The sequence below is a fragment of the Oceanobacillus caeni genome, from assembly GCF_019037185.1.
Classification (GTDB): Bacteria; Bacillota; Bacilli; order Bacillales; family Amphibacillaceae; genus Oceanobacillus; species Oceanobacillus caeni.
Genome location: NZ_JAHHXM010000052.1, coordinates 1 through 16,960, shown reverse-complemented (window position 1 = coordinate 16,960; position 16,960 = coordinate 1). Strand labels below are relative to the sequence as shown.

General features: G+C 36.8%; 18 protein-coding genes, 1 pseudogene and 1 other annotated feature. Of the genes and pseudogenes, 5 read left to right on the top strand and 14 right to left on the bottom strand.

Annotated features, from left to right (window positions below; translation table 11 throughout):
- Nucleotides 1-182: 182 nt before the first annotated feature.
- Both KM885_RS16835 and KM885_RS16830 read left to right on the top strand, forming a co-directional pair.
- Nucleotides 183-509, top strand: a complete 327-nt coding sequence (locus tag KM885_RS16835) for an ArsR/SmtB family transcription factor (protein ID WP_047183992.1) — start codon at nt 183-185, stop codon at nt 507-509.
- A 58-nt stretch (nt 510-567) separates the two neighbouring features.
- Nucleotides 568-2,322 carry a SulP family inorganic anion transporter gene (locus KM885_RS16830; RefSeq protein WP_047183991.1) on the top strand — a complete coding sequence of 585 codons (1,755 nt, stop codon included), beginning with the start codon at nt 568-570 and terminating at the stop codon, nt 2,320-2,322.
- 27 nt (nt 2,323-2,349) lie between these two features.
- Here KM885_RS16830 and KM885_RS16825 read toward each other — a convergent pair whose 3' ends face one another.
- Both KM885_RS16825 and KM885_RS16820 read right to left on the bottom strand, forming a co-directional pair.
- Nucleotides 2,350-2,814, bottom strand: coding sequence for an acyl-CoA thioesterase (locus KM885_RS16825; RefSeq protein ID WP_047183990.1), 465 nt, complete (start codon nt 2,812-2,814; stop codon nt 2,350-2,352).
- Nucleotides 2,815-2,844: 30 nt separating this feature from the next.
- On the bottom strand, nt 2,845-4,563 hold the full coding sequence (locus KM885_RS16820; protein WP_060669202.1) for a class I adenylate-forming enzyme family protein: 1,719 nt from the start codon (nt 4,561-4,563) through the stop codon (nt 2,845-2,847).
- Nucleotides 4,564-4,885: 322 nt separating this feature from the next.
- Here KM885_RS16820 and KM885_RS18015 point away from each other — a divergent pair.
- Nucleotides 4,886-5,191, top strand: a pseudogene (locus KM885_RS18015) (hypothetical protein).
- Between the two features lie 183 nt (nt 5,192-5,374).
- Here the strand turns inward: KM885_RS18015 and KM885_RS16815 are convergent.
- Nucleotides 5,375-6,745: a hypothetical protein gene (locus tag KM885_RS16815; protein WP_060669200.1), complete on the bottom strand. Its 1,371-nt coding sequence runs from the start codon at nt 6,743-6,745 to the stop codon at nt 5,375-5,377.
- A 187-nt stretch (nt 6,746-6,932) separates the two neighbouring features.
- On the opposite strand from KM885_RS16815, the gene KM885_RS16810 reads away from it, so the two are divergent.
- Both KM885_RS16810 and KM885_RS16805 read left to right on the top strand, forming a co-directional pair.
- Nucleotides 6,933-7,334, top strand: a complete 402-nt coding sequence (locus KM885_RS16810; protein ID WP_052771620.1) for a LysM peptidoglycan-binding domain-containing protein — start codon at nt 6,933-6,935, stop codon at nt 7,332-7,334.
- 32 nt (nt 7,335-7,366) lie between these two features.
- Nucleotides 7,367-8,350, top strand: a complete 984-nt coding sequence (locus KM885_RS16805) for a diaminopimelate dehydrogenase (protein ID WP_145524264.1) — start codon at nt 7,367-7,369, stop codon at nt 8,348-8,350.
- Nucleotides 8,351-8,510: 160 nt separating this feature from the next.
- Here KM885_RS16805 and KM885_RS16800 read toward each other — a convergent pair whose 3' ends face one another.
- The 11 genes from KM885_RS16800 to KM885_RS16755 form a co-directional block, all read right to left on the bottom strand.
- On the bottom strand, nt 8,511-8,762 hold the full coding sequence (locus tag KM885_RS16800) for a hypothetical protein (protein ID WP_047183985.1): 252 nt from the start codon (nt 8,760-8,762) through the stop codon (nt 8,511-8,513).
- 418 nt (nt 8,763-9,180) lie between these two features.
- Complete coding sequence (locus KM885_RS16795; RefSeq protein ID WP_204798201.1) at nt 9,181-9,837, bottom strand: CatB-related O-acetyltransferase; 657 nt, start codon at nt 9,835-9,837, stop codon at nt 9,181-9,183.
- A gap of 251 nt (nt 9,838-10,088) precedes the next feature.
- Nucleotides 10,089-10,493 (bottom strand): thiol-disulfide oxidoreductase DCC family protein, encoded by a 405-nt coding sequence (locus KM885_RS16790; RefSeq protein ID WP_060669008.1) that lies wholly within the window; start codon nt 10,491-10,493, stop codon nt 10,089-10,091.
- Nucleotides 10,494-10,704: 211 nt separating this feature from the next.
- The gene (locus KM885_RS16785) at nt 10,705-10,950 is read right to left on the bottom strand and encodes a hypothetical protein (protein ID WP_047183982.1); all 246 of its coding nucleotides are present in this window, start codon (nt 10,948-10,950) and stop codon (nt 10,705-10,707) included.
- A gap of 396 nt (nt 10,951-11,346) precedes the next feature.
- On the bottom strand, nt 11,347-11,769 hold the full coding sequence (locus KM885_RS16780; protein ID WP_204798200.1) for a YuzC family spore coat inner layer protein: 423 nt from the start codon (nt 11,767-11,769) through the stop codon (nt 11,347-11,349).
- Between the two features lie 203 nt (nt 11,770-11,972).
- Complete coding sequence (locus KM885_RS16775; RefSeq protein ID WP_047183981.1) at nt 11,973-12,374, bottom strand: hypothetical protein; 402 nt, start codon at nt 12,372-12,374, stop codon at nt 11,973-11,975.
- Between the two features lie 84 nt (nt 12,375-12,458).
- Nucleotides 12,459-12,710: a DUF2164 domain-containing protein gene (locus KM885_RS16770; protein ID WP_047183980.1), complete on the bottom strand. Its 252-nt coding sequence runs from the start codon at nt 12,708-12,710 to the stop codon at nt 12,459-12,461.
- Nucleotides 12,711-12,912: 202 nt separating this feature from the next.
- A complete protein-coding gene (locus tag KM885_RS16765) occupies nt 12,913-13,827 on the bottom strand; it encodes a DMT family transporter (RefSeq protein WP_204798199.1) in 915 nt (304 codons plus the stop codon).
- A gap of 660 nt (nt 13,828-14,487) precedes the next feature.
- Entirely contained in the window at nt 14,488-15,102 is a 615-nt protein-coding gene (locus KM885_RS18010; protein ID WP_244987063.1) for a hypothetical protein, read from the bottom strand.
- Nucleotides 15,056-15,430 (bottom strand): alkaline phosphatase family protein, encoded by a 375-nt coding sequence (locus KM885_RS18005; protein WP_257456477.1) that lies wholly within the window; start codon nt 15,428-15,430, stop codon nt 15,056-15,058. The genes KM885_RS18010 and KM885_RS18005 overlap by 47 nt, the downstream gene beginning before the upstream one ends.
- 204 nt (nt 15,431-15,634) lie before the next feature.
- Nucleotides 15,635-16,387 (bottom strand): LysM peptidoglycan-binding domain-containing protein, encoded by a 753-nt coding sequence (locus tag KM885_RS16755; protein ID WP_052771618.1) that lies wholly within the window; start codon nt 16,385-16,387, stop codon nt 15,635-15,637.
- Nucleotides 16,388-16,617: 230 nt separating this feature from the next.
- Nucleotides 16,618-16,865: a binding site (T-box leader), on the top strand.
- Nucleotides 16,866-16,960: the final 95 nt, after the last annotated feature.

Below are 16,960 nucleotides of genomic sequence, written 5' to 3'. Positions count from 1 at the left end.
GCGCGGTAGCCGAAAAAGTGTACAAAAATAGAGTGCCGGAAATATTGGTGTGAAAGACACACCGAGAAAAACTTGACGCATACCTGTTCATGCCGCCCCTTGTCATTACGATAAAGATGGGGTATAGTTAGATATACATATTCAAATATTTGAATATGTTTAGTTGAAAGGGTGTTTTTCCATTGTGGTCTGATTTACAGGAGTTTAAAGCAGATTTTTTTAAAGCACTAGCTCATCCATTAAGAATTCGTATTTTAGAATTATTGGCAGAGGGTGATAAGAGTGTGAATGAAATACAGAGTGTTTTAAACAGTGAGGGTTCTAATGTTTCTCAACAACTAAGTGTATTACGGGCAAAAAATATTGTTGTTGGAACGAAGGACGGAAAAAGAGTTATCTATTCTCTCCGCGACCCTTCCATTATTAAATTACTTGAGGTGGCAAAGGAAATATTCGATAACCACCTAATTAATACGATATCTATGTATAAGGAATTAGATAAAAAGTAAAGATTTAGACAGCAATTTAAATAGATTAATAATAACTTAAAGGGGTATAGATAAAGAAATGAAGGGGCTTTTGTTTGAACGTTTAAACGGTTACTCATGGAATCACTTTCAAAAGGATCTTCTTTCGGGAACGATTGTCGGCGTCATCGCGATCCCTTTGGCCATGGCTTTTGCTATCGCGTCCGGTGTAAAACCAGAGTACGGTATTTATACTTCTTGTATCGCAGGGATTATTATCTCGATTCTTGGTGGTTCCAAATTTCAAATTGGGGGTCCTACCGGCGCTTTTGTTCCCATACTACTCGGCATTGTCATCACTTATGGATATGAAGATTTATTACTTGCTGGTTTATTAGCCGGGGTTATGTTGTGTATTATGGGCTTTTTCAAAATCGGGTCATTAATAAAATATATCCCACGTCCGGTAACGATTGGATTTACTTCAGGGATTGCTGTCATTATATTTTCTGGACAAATTGGCAACTTTCTAGGATTATCCGATTTAGAGAAGCATGAAAAATTCATCGATAACATGAAGGAAATTCTTCTTCATCTAAATTCTATTAATCTATATAGTATTATCACAGCTATCGTGTGTTTAGTTGTTATTTTAATTACACCAAAGTTATTCCCAAAAATACCTGGATCGATTATTGGTCTCATTATCTCTACCATCATTGCGATGCTATTCTTCAAAGAAAACATTGCCACAATCGGTTCAACTTATGGTAATATTCCGAGTCAATTGCCAACATTTCATTTTCCAGAAATAACGTTGGAACGAATCATGTATTTATTAGTCCCTGCCTTTACCATCGCTGCATTGGGCGGTATTGAATCTTTATTATCAGCAGTGGTTGCAGATGGAATGACTAATAGTAAACATAATAGTAACCGAGAATTAGTTGGCCAAGGGGTTGCGAATATCGTCACGCCTTTATTTGGTGGTATTCCTGCTACAGGAGCTATTGCGAGAACAGCAACCAATATTAAATCTGGGGCGGCTACCCGCATGTCAGGTGTTATCCATGGCGTTATTGTCTTAATGACTGTCCTTATCTTTGCACCTTATGCCTCCCAAATTCCATTAGCAAGTATAGCGCCAGTCTTAATGATTGTGGCATGGAATATGGCAGAAAGAAAACAGTTTGCACATTTATTACAGTTAAAAACTGGGGACTCTCTCGTTCTATTAGTTACATTTCTTTTGACCGTATTTACTAGTATTACAACGGCGGTATTAGTAGGTCTTATTCTGGCACTTGTATTATTTGCAAAGCGAATGAGTAACATTTCCATAGTTTCCAGAGTACTACCCGACCATAGCAATCAACATGAAACTGTTGCATCTCATGTAGTCCATGATACTCATGATTGTCCACAAATTAGCATCTATACCATTGAAGGGCCTCTTTTCTTTGGTGCGGCGCAACTTTTTGAACAACGAGTCATGGAGTCTATCCATTACAAACCAAAAGTGTTGATATTACGGATGGGCAATGTTCCATTTATGGATACAACAGGAGAAGCCAACTTTAGAAATATCGTTCAATACTTTAGGAAAAATGGTGGAACTATTCTTATTTCCGGTCTTCAACCAGAAATAAAAGAGCAAATGAGACTATCTGGTTTATACAAGGAAGTAGGGGAAGAACATATATTTGAACGGACTGGTGAAGCAATTAACGTTGCTTTAACGAAAATTAATTTTCAGAAATGTCTTGGGTGTAAGCATTTTGCTTTTCATGAATGTGAGCAACTGTCGAACTCAGGTACTTTAGATAAAAGAGAATTAAATATGGCGCAAAAGTAGGTGGAATTGGGGAGGTGCAATGCCCCCCTACCCCATAACTTTTTCAAGAACTTCATAAATTTCTGGTGCGACTTTATTCATTCGCACTGGTTTCCATTCCTGGTTTACCCACATATGTTTCGTCGTTCCTTTTGCAAGTAGCTCACCAAAGGGTTCCATTGTTTCCCCTTTTTCTTGTGCAAATTCTTCCTCACTTATTTTTCTTACTTCATAATAAAATTCAATACGTACTGGGGAATATTTGGTAACTTTTGAAAAAACCGCTACGCAATCATCGTAGTGAGCGGATTTCTTATATTGAATGTTTACATCTAATACAGGAAGAAGAACTCCGTATTCCTCCATTTTACTATAAGCAAATCCGTAGTGGCGAATCCATTCTGTGCGGCTTACCTCAAACCACGTTACATAATTTCCGTGATGTACGACACCCATCTGATCTGTATCTTTATATTGGACACGCATATTTTCTTGATGCCATCTATCTGTCATTTTTGTCTCTCCTTACTTAATTTTCTATTATTAAGATAGTTTAGCTTTAGCAATATCTTTTAGACGAAATTTTTGAACTTTACCTGTACTTGTCATTGGCCATTCAGATGCTTCGACAAACCATACATGACGTGGTATTTTAAACTTTGCTAGCCGAGAAGAACACCATTCTATTATATCTCTTCTTGTACAAGTTTCGCCTAGTTTAAGCTCAATAAAAGCTGCTCCTATTTCTGTTGTTATGGAATCCGGTACTCCAATGACGTTGACTTGACTAACTGCCGGATGCTCAGAAATAACGACCTCCACTTCACGCGGGGATACTAATTCTCCAGAAACCTTGTACATTTCCTTACTTCTTCCAAGAAGCTGGATATAGCCATTTTCATCGATTCTACCTACATCTCCAGTACGTAACCATCCGTCTTTATCGATCGCTTCCGCTGTTTCTTTAGGTTTCTTATAATAGCCATGCGTTACTGTGTTTCCTCTAACTACAAGTTCACCGACAGAACCAGCTGGTAAGGTTTTTCTTGTGTCCGGATCAATCGTTTTATATTGAACATTACTTCCGTTAAATTCCGTTACACTACTGGAACCACCTAATTTTGGACGTCCTACTCTTGTGGAAATACGCTCTAATGGATCGCCAATTTCCGTTGTTACTCCTGATGAAGAAACCTCTGTTTGTCCATAACCTGTAATCATTTCTGTTAGTCCCAATACATTCATTGCTTTTTGCCAAACGGGAATAGGAGCAGGTGCCGCACCGCACCACATGGCAAAAAGATTCGATAAATCAAATTCCGAAACACGTGGATGATTTAACAATGGTACCAAAGTAGATGGAACACATAAATAGTCATTTGCTTTATATTTTTCCATTAATTGTAAAGACTGAAGTGGTGATGCCCCGAGAGCCGAAATAAACGAACCCCCAACAAAGGACATCGCTAAAATCGCTTCAATAATCGCAAAGCAATGATAAAACGGCAATGGTGCAAATGTGACACGACCATCTTCAATTGCTCTACTCATACATGTGGCATAACTAGCACGAAGAAGCATATCTTCCGTTAGCATAACACCTTTTGGACTCCCTGTTGAACCAGATGTATACATAATTATAGCTACCTCATCAGGGTAACGAGACTCATCCCATCTTTGTTGGAACTCCTCATCGGTAATGGAATCCGACCCTTTTAGAAAATCATTCCAAAGAAGAAAACGTCTATCCATTGCATCTTTCTCATCAGTCGGGATACCTATCACTTTTTCAATCTGGCTATTCTCCTGAAATTCTGGAGTATCCAGCAATTCTGCTACTACTTCTGCATGACGTTGATTTTTTACCGTTTGCTGTACTAACAAATACTGTGTATCCGATTGAGAAACAATATACCCTAGCTCATCTTTCGTAAGCATCGCATTAATTGGAATAAACACTGCCCCAACCATGGAGGACGCAATCATTAAAGATGGATACGTAGCATCATTATTCATTAAAATCGCGATATGATCTCTTCGTTTTACCCCAAGTTTCATGAAAGCTTTCGCATATTGAACTGCCAAGTCCCATACTTCTCCGTATGTTAATTCTTTTCCATCTATGTACATATACGGTCTATCTTTATATTCTGAGCATGCTTTTTCAAAATGTCTTGCAATCGTATCCCTTGGCCAGATTGGATAGCGATCTTCCAATGCCTTTCTTCTTTCCGCTATACTTAATATCGTTTTTGTGGACAATCGAACTCCTCCTTCTATTTTTTTAAAAATTGCGAAGTGTCGTGTTCAGCGGATTTTTTTGAACCGCCTCCATTACCATCATACAATGAATGGAAGTAATTGAACGCTTATTTTGCTTTTATTGTTCTTGGGCTATCCGTTCCTTCATTCCCCACTGATGATTAGTCGTACTTATAGGATCTTTACGGTAGGTTAATGTCTCACCTACCCTCTTTGTTTCCCTAGAAATTTGAGGCGAGAGTCTTACTACCTGTTTAGGTAGGATAAAAATGTAATTAATGTTTACAATATGAATATCAAACAAGAATAAGGAGTGAGGTCTATGTCATTTCCTGAAATACACACAAACTTTTGGGATGCAGTTATTGCAGTGCCACTAATTGTAATCATTACACAGTTTTTTTAGCTATTTCCAATTCCTCATAAATATTTTCCTACTATCGCATCAGCTTTAGGTTTTCTAATCTCCATATTCATTAGTCACCGTCACGATTTAATAGCTGGGATTTTTATGGGAGGTTTTTATGGAGCAGCAGCAATCGGATTGTACTCCTCATTAAAAACCACTTGGATCACTTTTCGAAAAAAATATATGAAAAACAAACTACAATCAATCAGTAAGGGATAAATGAAAAAACGAGAAAGCTACTTGACTTGTAGCAATCTCGTTTTTTTGAAAGCAGGAAAGTATAAAGTTATAATTATTTACAGTACAAAAGGGGCAGAAAGAATATCCAGCATCTTTACTAATGATTACTTTAATCCTATTCTTCTTTGTAATTTTGAAATAATTACGCTAAATTAGCTTTACCTATTTTTCCACTTTCTCTAACTCATTCAAAAATGCAGGTTTTCGGTCATAAGTTTGCTTCAGTTCTTTTACTAGCTCCTTAAATTTCGTTTCTCCACATGCTTCCTTGAATACGGTAAGTTTTCGGCAAACGTTACGATATGTTTTTCTTTCCGAAGCGTGATCTGCCTCAAATCTTATATATTTTGTAAATATATCTTCTACCTTTTCGGGATAATCATTTATTAAATATGGATAGAGCTCTACAATGGTAATTGGTGATTGCTCGCAGTATATAAGTACTTTATCACTTCTGTTTTCTGTTTTAGCTATATACACATAAACATGCGGCAAGTAACCAGACTTATTTTCAAATACATCAAAAATTTTATCTAAAACATCGTTCCATTCCTCTTCAGAATATAAATCTTTTAGTTTCGCATATGCTTCATATTCATTATCATAAACAAAATCAAGCAATACCTCTTTTTGTTTTTCCATGTCCTCTATCGCTTCATAAATTTGTAACCGATATTGTTTCCACTTCTTTAGAAGACCTGGATAGTCACAATCATTCTCTTCCCCGTCTTCACATATTTTTAAGGCCGTGTCATAACTGCCATTAGCCATTTCTTTTTCAATCGCTAGTTCTCTAAACTCGTCAAAATCTAAGTTATCATTAATAAGTTGCTCCGCTTTATCTAGTTCCCCATTTCGTTCTAGAATTTTCAGCTGCAATTGTTTAATAGACTGCTGATCATAATCTGAAGACCTTGAGGAAATAGTCGAAATATCAGCCAGAAGTTTTTCCAGTGTTTCTTCCAACTTAAGTCTTGCATGGATACGAGCGGAATAAATCGTGCAAACATCTAATAATTCATAGCGTATATCATTCCAGCCATCATATCGTTTTTGCATAGATTCCTTCAAAATTAGTTGGAACATTTTATCTTGTATTCGGAGGTCAGTTGATACTAGAATCATAGACGAGGCATCCTTCAGAAGTGTAATGCTTTCATTCACAATATACCCTACTTCTCCGCCTGAATCATCGGTGTACTGAAGCATATCTATCACAATGGAAAGTACGGAAATTCCTAATCGAATTGCAGTATCTTCCTCCCCGTTCACCAATTTTTCTCGGCCTTTGTCAAGGACCATCTCTGCTCCTTGCAACGCAGCATGGACATTTCTCCAGGAAATAAACCCTTGCCTCTTATTCTCGTTTATATATTTTCTGATTAGTTGTTTACTAGCTTTCACTTCATCATTAGGGGTCAAAAGCTTAAACTCTGCCTTTCTCCCCACATCTTCGTCCCCTTCAACAAGATATAGGACTAATTCTACTAATTCATCTTTCGAAAGCTTCGATACTTTTTTCTGTAAATCCAAAATCTCGGACTCCTCTCCAAAAGCAAAAACCATTTATTTTAGTGTAACATATTCTGAATTATCTTTCTGTAATGAATCTTTCAAGGGAATATGTTAATTTTATACTCTTCAAAAAATTCACCTGTTTATTCTTATATGAATATTGTATTACGGAAGTTTAGTCAAATTACTAAAGGGAGCGAAAAAATTGGAAAGATTATACACCCACTCTATCCAACCAGGAGATGATTACTGGATCTTAGCCCAAAGATACAACACAACTGTTAACCATATCCTTGCGCTAAATCCATTTGTTAATCCCAATCATCTTTATATTGGTCAGCAAATTTCCATACCTATTTCTGAAAATATTACGAGGCAACCTGAACATTGCATCAGTCAGGCCGAGGTAGATTATAGAAATGACATGCGTAGTCTATGGGAAGAACATGTAGCCTGGACAAGAATGGCGATTATTAGCTTAACATTCAACTTACCTGACATTGAATTTGTCCTTAAGCGACTTTTACTAAATGCAACAGACATGGGTAAGCTGCAAAATCAGTATTCACATTTGATTTATCATGGAAAATTATTTAAAGTAATATAAGTAGATAAGTAATAACTAAAGGAGGACTAAGAATGGCTGACAAAATTAGACTAGGAATCGTTGGTTACGGAAATCTAGGAAAAGGTGCAGTAAAAGCGATTAAAGAAACTCCTGATATGGAATTAGTAGCAGTTTTCACAAGAAGAGAACCTGAATCTCTAACACTAAATGATTCTAGTGTTAAAGCTGTACATATATCAGATGCCATTAATTTTAAAGATGAAATAGATGTTATGCTCCTTTGCGGAGGATCTGCAACAGACTTACCTGAACAAACTCCACACTTTGCAAGCATGTTCAATACAGTAGACAGTTTTGATACACATGCTAAAATCCCCGAATTTTATCAATCCGTGGATGAAGCAGCTAGCAAAAACAATACAACTGCAATTATCTCAGTAGGTTGGGATCCAGGTTTATTTTCCATTAACCGTGTGATGGCAGATGCGATCATTCCAAATGGAGAAAACTATACATTCTGGGGTAAAGGCTTAAGCCAAGGACACTCTGATGCAGTAAGAAGAGTAAATGGAGTGAAAAATGGCGTACAATATACGATTCCCTCTGAAAAAGCAATTGAAAAAGTTCGTAGTGGGGAAAATCCAAAACTAGAAACCGCTGAAAAACACCGTCGCGTTTGCTACATTGTACCGGAAGATGGTGCGGACACAGCAGCTATTGAGAATGAAATTAAAACAATGCCAAACTATTTCGCTGATTACGAAACAGAAGTCAATTTTATAACAGATGAAGAATTACAACGTGATCACTCAAAAGCTCCACATGGTGGATTCGTCATTCGCGGTGGTAACACAGGCGACAACAAGCAAATTTATGAATTCTCCCTTAAACTGGACAGTAACCCAGAATTCACTGCTAGTGTATTAGTAGCGTATGCAAGAGCAGCACACCGCCTAAGTCAAGAAAAACAATACGGAGCAAAAACTGTTTATGATGTAGCACCAGCATACATCTCCCCACGCTCTCAGGAAGATTTGAGAAGAGATTATCTATAGGATAAAAATCCCCTACTTTTATCGAGTAGGGGGTTTACTTTATTATTAAGTGAGGGAGATTATACGGAATTTGCTCATGAATACTGATCTTTTTCTTAAGTTTGCTTAAAAAACAATGCTACTAATGGTAAATAACACTAGCCTTTGATTTTTCTCTTAATTAATAATAATATGGATAACCATAGCCTCCATAATACGGATATGGATAACCATAGCCATATGCATAAGGGCTGATTAAGGCACTACCTAATAGGCCACCTAAAACTCCTCCAACAAAGGGGCCTCCGAAGCCATAACCGAATGGTCTGCCGAAGCCATAACCAAATGGTCTACCGAAACCATGGCCAAATGGCCTACCAATTATTCTCTCGTCAACTTCTTGTATTTGTGGAACTTGCTCTTCATTATACATTTGATTTCCTCCTTATATTTCCAGTAAAATCGCAAAACAAAGAATATAATCAAATACCTATACCTAACGATATTAAGCTATTCGTAATAAATAAATTTGACTAGACGTTAGCCCAATTTTATATAATTCTATCCTAAACAACGAATTCATTTTGAAATAAATAAAGCACGCTCTTCCAAGCATGCTCCATGATGGGATACATAATTAAAATAAACGAGGGATCCTCTTGTATAAGAAGGTTTTCCCTCGTTTATTCCTCAAGCTTTTATATTAAAGATGTTCGTGTTGGAATATAATAAAGTTTGGTCAAAAATATATGCTATAACGTTGATTTTCCAAATATAGCTATTAAGAAAGAAGACTATGGCTTATTAAACTTATTCGTTTTTATTCAATAAGATGATCTATAATTAAACCGTTATAGTTTTATTTCCCTTTGATAAAATTCATATAATTGGTCAATAGAAGAGCTGGACAAAATATGACTAGCTCGTTCAATTTTCTCACGTTCCCAATCGTACCAACGCATTTCCTTTAACTTTTCGACTTCTTCGTCTGTAAAGCGTTTCTTTATCTCTTTAACGGGGTTTCCGCCTACTATCGTATATGGTGGGACGTCTTTTGTAACAACCGATCCAGCCGCAACAATTGCACCTTCACCTACTGTCACACCAAGCATAATCATTGCATTCATGCCAATCCAGGCATCACTTTCGATGATCGTATCCCCTTTTGGCTCGTAGGAGGTTTTAATTTGCTCCTCAAAAGGATACACTGTAATCCATTCAGGATGATGATTGTGATTTCCACCCATTAAAATAACTACACCACTCGCAATGCATACGTAATTTCCTATGATCAACTTATCTAAATGCCAACCATGTTCTTCAATAGGGTTAAATAACTTTCTTGATTTTTCATCTCCCCATAGGTATCTAACGCATCCGTCTTCAAAATCAAAGTTATCGTAATAACCGGAATAGTAGGAATACTCCCCTACCTCAATCATGGGGTTAGTGACAATATCCTTTAAATACTTAATTTCTGACCAGTGATTAAATCGATGTTGTTTCATTCTTTTCCCTCGCTTCTAAGTAGAATAAATCTTTTTTTACTTAGAAGCTTAATACCGTAGCAACATTCTTTAACCTTTTCAAACGACGAACCATCGTCCTCATCCTTTTCCTGTTTAATGGGGAAATTGTAACAAACTAAGTTTTTTTTAAACCCGCACCCGTGGATTTATATCAGTATTCATTTATTGTTAACTTATGACGCATCATAACCCATCTTATATACGAGGCCCCTTTGTCATGCCACAAATATTTATACTTCCTCGTCTGCCAAAAAACGTTTTCTCTCATTCGGGGAAGGTAACATACAACTTTCCTTCTTTCCAAACCATCTATATCTATTTTTAGCGACTATTTCATAAAAGCAATCTCTTAAGGCGCTTGGAACAACTAGTAAGAGGTATAATAGTTTCCATGCTCCCTTCAAGTGTTTGCAAACTCGGAGGGCTGCAGAAGATTTGAAATAGCACCGATTATCTTCTATTAATACAAAACTATCTATGTCTAGTGGGGCGTTGTATTTTTTCAATAATCCTTTTCCAATTTCACTTTGTAACGAAGCAAACTGAAAATGTCCTTTTGGATCTCTTTTGATGATGAATTGAACACTATAATCACAAAAATTACATTCGCCATCAAACAAAATAATTCTTTTCATAATACCTCACCTTTTTTCTATATTCCCGCGCCAAAATAAGCCCCTCCATTGTTGTTAATTATATCAAACAATGGGGAGCTTCTTCTATAATATAGAAATGAAATCCAAGCTATATACATCAGCCAAGTAATTTTGCTTTACCTTTTTTATTCAAGAATCTTCTTTGGTTTTATTTTAATATAGACAAAGTTCTACAACGTTGCAAACGGATTCATTTTATTCGTCTAAGTTTTCTTACGGGCTTCCACCTATGTAATACGAAATTCTTATTCACTGTATGGTACACGGTCGTTCCGTCTTTAGCATTAGAAAGCTCTTTGTTTGCGTCTTCAAAATTAATTGGACGAATCGGTACTACTTCATCAATGATTGCTTTATCATCTTCAAAATGGTAGTCCAGAATTGAAACTAAAAGAAATTGATCCGGGAATATTTCCCTCGCCTCTTGCCATTTCATTTTAGCACCCTCCCCTTACCACCATTATAGTCGAATCTTTCGAAAATAGCACCACTAATTTAAGAATCCGTTTACAACATTGGGTCGATGAAAATGTTCATTTATGGAATAGAAGTGTTCCTCGTTACTTTACATTTATTCCACGCTCTCAAGTGTCAGTTCTCTACAGATTTTAGACGATAAAAAATGAAGAACGTGTTATAAATTGTTCCAAATAAGGCCGATGAACGTGAATGCTTATCCTAAAAATTAAAAAAAGACACATACCTCATGATATTAAGAATATGGTGAGTACAGATTTATCGCGTGCGGATACCGATAATCGGTGCAACTAGTAAATGACTCTGGTATGGAACCAGGGTCATTTACACTAAGTCACTCTTAAAATCTACAATACTACCAACGTAGTGCAATGAGCAGATTACAACATTGCCCAGCTATTTCAGAGTTATTCAGTATAATCCTTATGCCTGTTGGGGTAAAAGACGTTTTAACATCAATGGTAATTCCTGTGGATTCAATCATTTTATTAACTTTCTCCGATTTCGATTGTTGTGCTTCAGTCATAAGTTCCTTTGCAAATACTGGATCTTCTGCTAATTTAGCAAGTAATAAATTAGCCTGTTTCATTAGATCCTGGAACTTGTGAACGGATTTATCTAACTGCTCGGTATCAACGGGCGGGTATTGATTTTGCTGTCTTACCGTACTCTGTATTAGATTATTTCGATACATGGGGGCGTAATTCACAGGAACCGTACCTATACTCTGCGGCAGATAATATGGATAAACCATGTATGGGTGACCGTAATAATACACAGGGGACCCTCCTTCCATTAATCATACCGTACATCTTATGCGTAACAGCTTGGTAGAGGTGTGTCTCAGTCAAAGAAGAACATGTGCGGTGTTTTCAACCCTCTAGCTAGAAATCAGCAAAAATACTATGATGTTACTCCTTTTGTTTCATATAATTACTAATGTATGTATTTTCTCTTTTTAAAAGATAATGAGATTACAAATCATTTGTTTTCGTTTAAAGGTAATATAGGCTCTTCATCGCTATATCTTGAGTACGTCCAACCTCCATTCTCAACATCTGAACAAGCTTCATTCTTACATGTAAATATATAGCTTTGCTGATCCGTTTGAACATAAATCTCATAGTGAAAAACAGAAGATGGATCATCCACGTTGAAGCGACTTACTCCTTGTTTAATTGCATAAACAGGCTCCTTTGAGGCAATTTCTTCATATTGCTCACTTTCAAGCACCATTTTTGTCATTTCTGCCAGGAATTCTAGATCGTCCGAATCCGGGGTATAGGTGCTTTTAAGATAACTTGTAATCCCTAAATAAATATTTAATATTAAGCTAATGCAAAACAAGATAATGATGACAAATAACTTAGGTTTCCTTATCATCTTTTCCTCCTTTTTGTTAGTCCGATAAGCTTTTTTCAATTATATGGTCTGAAACTGACAGTCGATTGAAATTAAACCCGTCGTCTACCTATTTCGAGAAATTGGTCTTTCTAAGGATTCCATATCTTCCTCCAAATTCACCATCTTCTGATTCACCATTTCTTTTGCATCCTTTACGCCTTGGTTATAAAAATAAGGACCAATTTCTTTCAAAATAAAATCCAACATATTTTCCGCTGCTAAATCTCCAATTTCTTCGGATCGTTCGTAATAAACGTATTCTTTCAATTCTTCTTTTATTTGATCTTTGGTTTCTTTCGGAAGCCTAATATACATGGATTCTCTCCTTTTTCAGCTTTTTTATAATCGTAAACAGATATTGTTTTTGTTAATTCCATTTTTATAAAGAAGACTTCCATCAGTGGGGGTTTTCCTTCATCCCCAACTGACAGTTAGTCGCACTTATCGGACCATTACGAGCAGTTGGCCTCTCACCTACCTCCTTCATTTTGCCAGAAAATTGAGGTCGGATAAACCGCTAACCATTTTTCTTACTCTTATTGTCATTCATTCTAAGTTTCTTTTGGCTACTAGAATTCTTGGGCGACCTGATTAAAATTCCAATTCCTAGCATTAAAATGAAAATCCCTAACCAAGAAGTACTGTTTAAGTGTTCTCCTAATAAGAAAACTCCTAATAGTGCTGCTGTTAAAGGTTCTGCTAATGCAAGTGTGACTGCAGTTGAAGAAGAAATATGTGTCAGACCTTTAGCAAAAAGGAAATATGCAATCCCAGTTGCCATAATACCAAGTTGAAGACTTACACCCAAACCTTGAAGACTCGTTATCCAAGACATATCAAACATAAATAAAAACGGGGATAGCCAGATTGCACTCAGCGTGAAAACAACCGCTACTACGGATAATGAGGAGTGATTTTTTACCATATTTCTACTTATAAGGGTGTAACAAGCGAAAGATAATCCTGCCCCAAGAGCCATAATTATTCCTATAGGTTCTACATTTACTGATTCTTTATTGCTAAAGAGCATGAGGCAACCTAAAATGGAAAGAAACGTAGAATACCACCAAATTTTAGATGGACTCACCTTTAAATAAAACCATTCCATGAGACCGGATAAAATAGGTGCACTCCCAATAGCTACCACCGTCCCAATGGCCACACCCGTCATCGAAACCGCCGAGAAAAATAACGGTTGATACAACGCCATACTTAAAGAAGCTAATATTGTTGTCTTGATTGGCCAATTTTTCAAGTCGAGTTTTCCGATTACTAGAACCACTAATAATAAAAATAAACCTCCAACAAATAAGCGTGTAGCCCCAATAGCAATTGGGTGTGCTGTCTCCGGGGCAAGGGCCTGAGTTGTACCCGTTGTACCCCAAAGCATTGCTGCAAGTAATATTAAAAATGGAGAAAGTTTTCCCTTCATTTTTCTCACCTCTATTTACGTTAAAAATCTTTCTATCATTTTCACATAAACCAGTTTATTAAACTCCTTATTACTATACTTCGACATTAAAAGCATCAACCCTTTTTGTGATATATAGGTCCACTATATAAATTAATTTGTGCCAATCCCTCAAAAAAACAGCACAAACCATTTATAGTTGTGCTGTACAAATCCTACTCTTTCATTAATCCCTCTGTAGAAGAGATAAAATATATTCTTTTAGATCTACTATCCGGGAATACTCTGGTTTATCCGAAGTTCCTGCAATGATTAAAGGAACATTAGATTCCTGTCTATGCAGGGAACCATGAGCTGCACCGCTTATATGATTAGGGGTGCTTTGTGCTTTAAATTCATATCCTGGTTTTGCATTAGCAATAATGTACCGACCTTCATGAGAATTTAACGAGCCGTAAATTCTTGCTAAGGCATCTGGATAATCCCCGTAAGATAGAAATTGATTGTTCGTCAGCCGTAAATCGAGGATATCTCCCCCTCTACACTCCAGAACTGGTTATACACATCTGTAAAGGCTCCATTACGGCGGAAAGTTAATATCCCGTCCTTTACTCCTGATACAACATGGATGTCCCGACCATTCTTCCATGCGATTACATCAATTCTATCGTCTTTTCTAAGCTACTCAATCAACTCATTATACGAAAGTTTTTGATCAAGAAGATAAATGAGAGTCATACGTTGATTGACACATAGGGCGATCTGGTCTTTTTTGGTCACTTTTTGCTGGATACGAGCAATTTGGAATTTCTTAAATGTTTTACGTAAATCAATCACATATTTTCGATGGTTGGTTCCTGTTGCACTATGTCCATTATCACCAATGACCATCCAGATATTTTTGCTAATAGCTTCATCCCAACTTGTATACATATTAAATATTTTCTGAATTTCCCGGTCGATTTTTAATATAAGCTTCAGATCCATTGGTCCCTTAAAATGAATCCTCAAATCCATATCCTGAAAAATACAGAAAGTAAAACCTGGAAGCTTTTTTCTACGAATCAAATAACGCAGCTCCTTGGCGACGTACTTGTAATTACCTGCAGCTATTTCCGTTGGTAAACCTCTTGGCCTTATTTTTGAAAAAGCCCCCAAGGAAAAGATGGACGGGACATTTGCCACCCACTCACCATTTTCAAACTGAGTGAAGGAACTTAAGAACTTAGGTGTCTTTAACCGTTGTGCTTTATTTCCGCGGTATACACAGATCTTCATAAATAGTGGTGACATCATTACTCAAATGCTCGTGGTTCAGACGATATAGCATATTATGAATCGAACGTCGCATCCCAATACGAAATGTCTCCCTAAAACCTGTCCCGTAGTTAATGAATTCTTTATTTCTTGTGTCAAACCAATGTAAACCAGGAATCCGATGCTGATCTGCATATGTGCCAGTCAATAGCGAACTATCAATGGTTACTGACATAGCGGGAAAGGACGTGACCATATCAGAAAAGTAAGTACCGTTCTCCATTAAATACTGCAAAGCAGGCGCACGACCTGTTTGGGCTGCAACCTCCAGAGCCTGTGGCATAAGGGAATCTATATTAAGTAAAATAACAGGTTTTCAAATGATTTGGTCTGTTTCATTTTAATCCTCGCTCTTTATCTGAAGTTTTAACATCTGCTTCTTTTTCTTCTACATTAAGTTGGCACAAATTTACACTTTTATACATTGGGCCACGGGAACAGGTCCATCGTCCCGAGACCACCTAAAAAGCAATTTGGGCTAATGTACCTGTCCCCTCATTCCACTTGAAAACTATTTAACGCGCAGTTTTTGTCCTACTTGCAATGAGTTTATATTCTTAATATCGTTCATACTTACTAATTTTTCGATTGTTGTGTTATAGGTGTTAGCAATTTTGGTTAAATTATCTCCAGATTTAACCGTGTAATATACTGGATTACTGGCATTGGGAATTTTTAATACTTGACCGATTCGAATAAAGTTTTCATTAGATATATTGTTTGCTGCTTTAATGATATTTACTGTTGTATTATATTTTTTGGCAATCTCAGAAAGTGTATCTCCAGCTTTTACGATATAGTTAGTACTTGTTACCGGAGCCGGTTGTGGAGTAAAGTCACGAAGATATGCTGTTGGTTCAAGGGTGCTATTAACTAGATCAGAGCTCCACCCGTATAATGGGGATGCTTTCTCTCGTACCTCATAATGCAAATGCGAACCCGTCACATCCCCCGTATTTCCTTGGTATCCAATAAGCTCATCTTTTTTAATCGTATCCCCGATCTTGACTGCGACACGATCAAGGTGAGCATATAATTGCGCTCTTCCATTATCATCTTTCAAAACAACAACATTTCCATAATTATTTAATCCAGTACCAGCTTTCCCCATTCCCGCATATAAAACTGTACCACCAGTAAATGCGTAAATAGGAGCTTTATGCGCCTTAACTAGATCAATACCTGGATGAAAGTCAGACTTACCTCCTAACCGTCTCCAACCATAGGGACTCGTAATGGTATACCCTTCAAATAGATTGGCCATAAAAATGGTTTCCCTCCTTTTTACTATAAGATGCATCTTTATCAAATTCGTAAATTTAATAAACCTAATAATCTCAAAAACAAACCAATATCATAGGTTACGGGAGACAAGGGGACAGGTCCATCATCCCAAAGTGAAACCCTCTAATTTTTATGCACAAAAATAAATATTCCGAAAAAGTCATTGACACTATCCTAGAATTTTGTTATAAATAATTTATAATTATTCGAATAAAATCCGTGACGAGAAAGAGTAAGATAGGAAACCTGTTCCCTAGAGAGTCGACAGTTGGTGAAAGTCGATGTACAGATCGTATCTGAAAATCATCTCTGAGATGCAAAGCCGAACATAAGTAAGCTTTGACGGAATTCCGCCGTTAATTGGAGCGCGTATGATAGTACGTAGCTAAAGTGTCGTATGTTTATTTTTCATACATACGGAATTTGGGTGGTATCGCGAGTATAAACTCGTCCCTTTCTATGGGACGAGTTTTTTTATGGCTCTACGTCAAGTGACGTTGGTACTGTATTTTAGTCGACTTTTAATATGTATTTGATTATCACACTCTAGGGA

Excerpts from the sequence above, each read along its gene's own strand:
- KM885_RS16830 (WP_047183991.1), top strand. The coding sequence starts at position 568 with ATGAAGGGGCTTTTGTTTGAACGTTTAAACGGTTACTCATGGAATCAC.
- KM885_RS16825 (WP_047183990.1), bottom strand. The coding sequence starts at position 2,814 with ATGACAGATAGATGGCATCAAGAAAATATGCGTGTCCAATATAAAGAT.
- KM885_RS16805 (WP_145524264.1), top strand. The coding sequence starts at position 7,367 with ATGGCTGACAAAATTAGACTAGGAATCGTTGGTTACGGAAATCTAGGA.
- KM885_RS16800 (WP_047183985.1), bottom strand. The coding sequence starts at position 8,762 with ATGTATAATGAAGAGCAAGTTCCACAAATACAAGAAGTTGACGAGAGA.
- KM885_RS16795 (WP_204798201.1), bottom strand. The coding sequence starts at position 9,837 with ATGAAACAACATCGATTTAATCACTGGTCAGAAATTAAGTATTTAAAG.
- KM885_RS16790 (WP_060669008.1), bottom strand. The coding sequence starts at position 10,493 with ATGAAAAGAATTATTTTGTTTGATGGCGAATGTAATTTTTGTGATTAT.
- KM885_RS16785 (WP_047183982.1), bottom strand. The coding sequence starts at position 10,950 with ATGAAATGGCAAGAGGCGAGGGAAATATTCCCGGATCAATTTCTTTTA.
- KM885_RS16775 (WP_047183981.1), bottom strand. The coding sequence starts at position 12,374 with ATGATAAGGAAACCTAAGTTATTTGTCATCATTATCTTGTTTTGCATT.
- KM885_RS16770 (WP_047183980.1), bottom strand. The coding sequence starts at position 12,710 with ATGTATATTAGGCTTCCGAAAGAAACCAAAGATCAAATAAAAGAAGAA.
- KM885_RS16765 (WP_204798199.1), bottom strand. The coding sequence starts at position 13,827 with ATGAAGGGAAAACTTTCTCCATTTTTAATATTACTTGCAGCAATGCTT.
- KM885_RS18010 (WP_244987063.1), bottom strand. The coding sequence starts at position 15,102 with ATGATGTCACCACTATTTATGAAGATCTGTGTATACCGCGGAAATAAA.
- KM885_RS16755 (WP_052771618.1), bottom strand. The coding sequence starts at position 16,387 with ATGGCCAATCTATTTGAAGGGTATACCATTACGAGTCCCTATGGTTGG.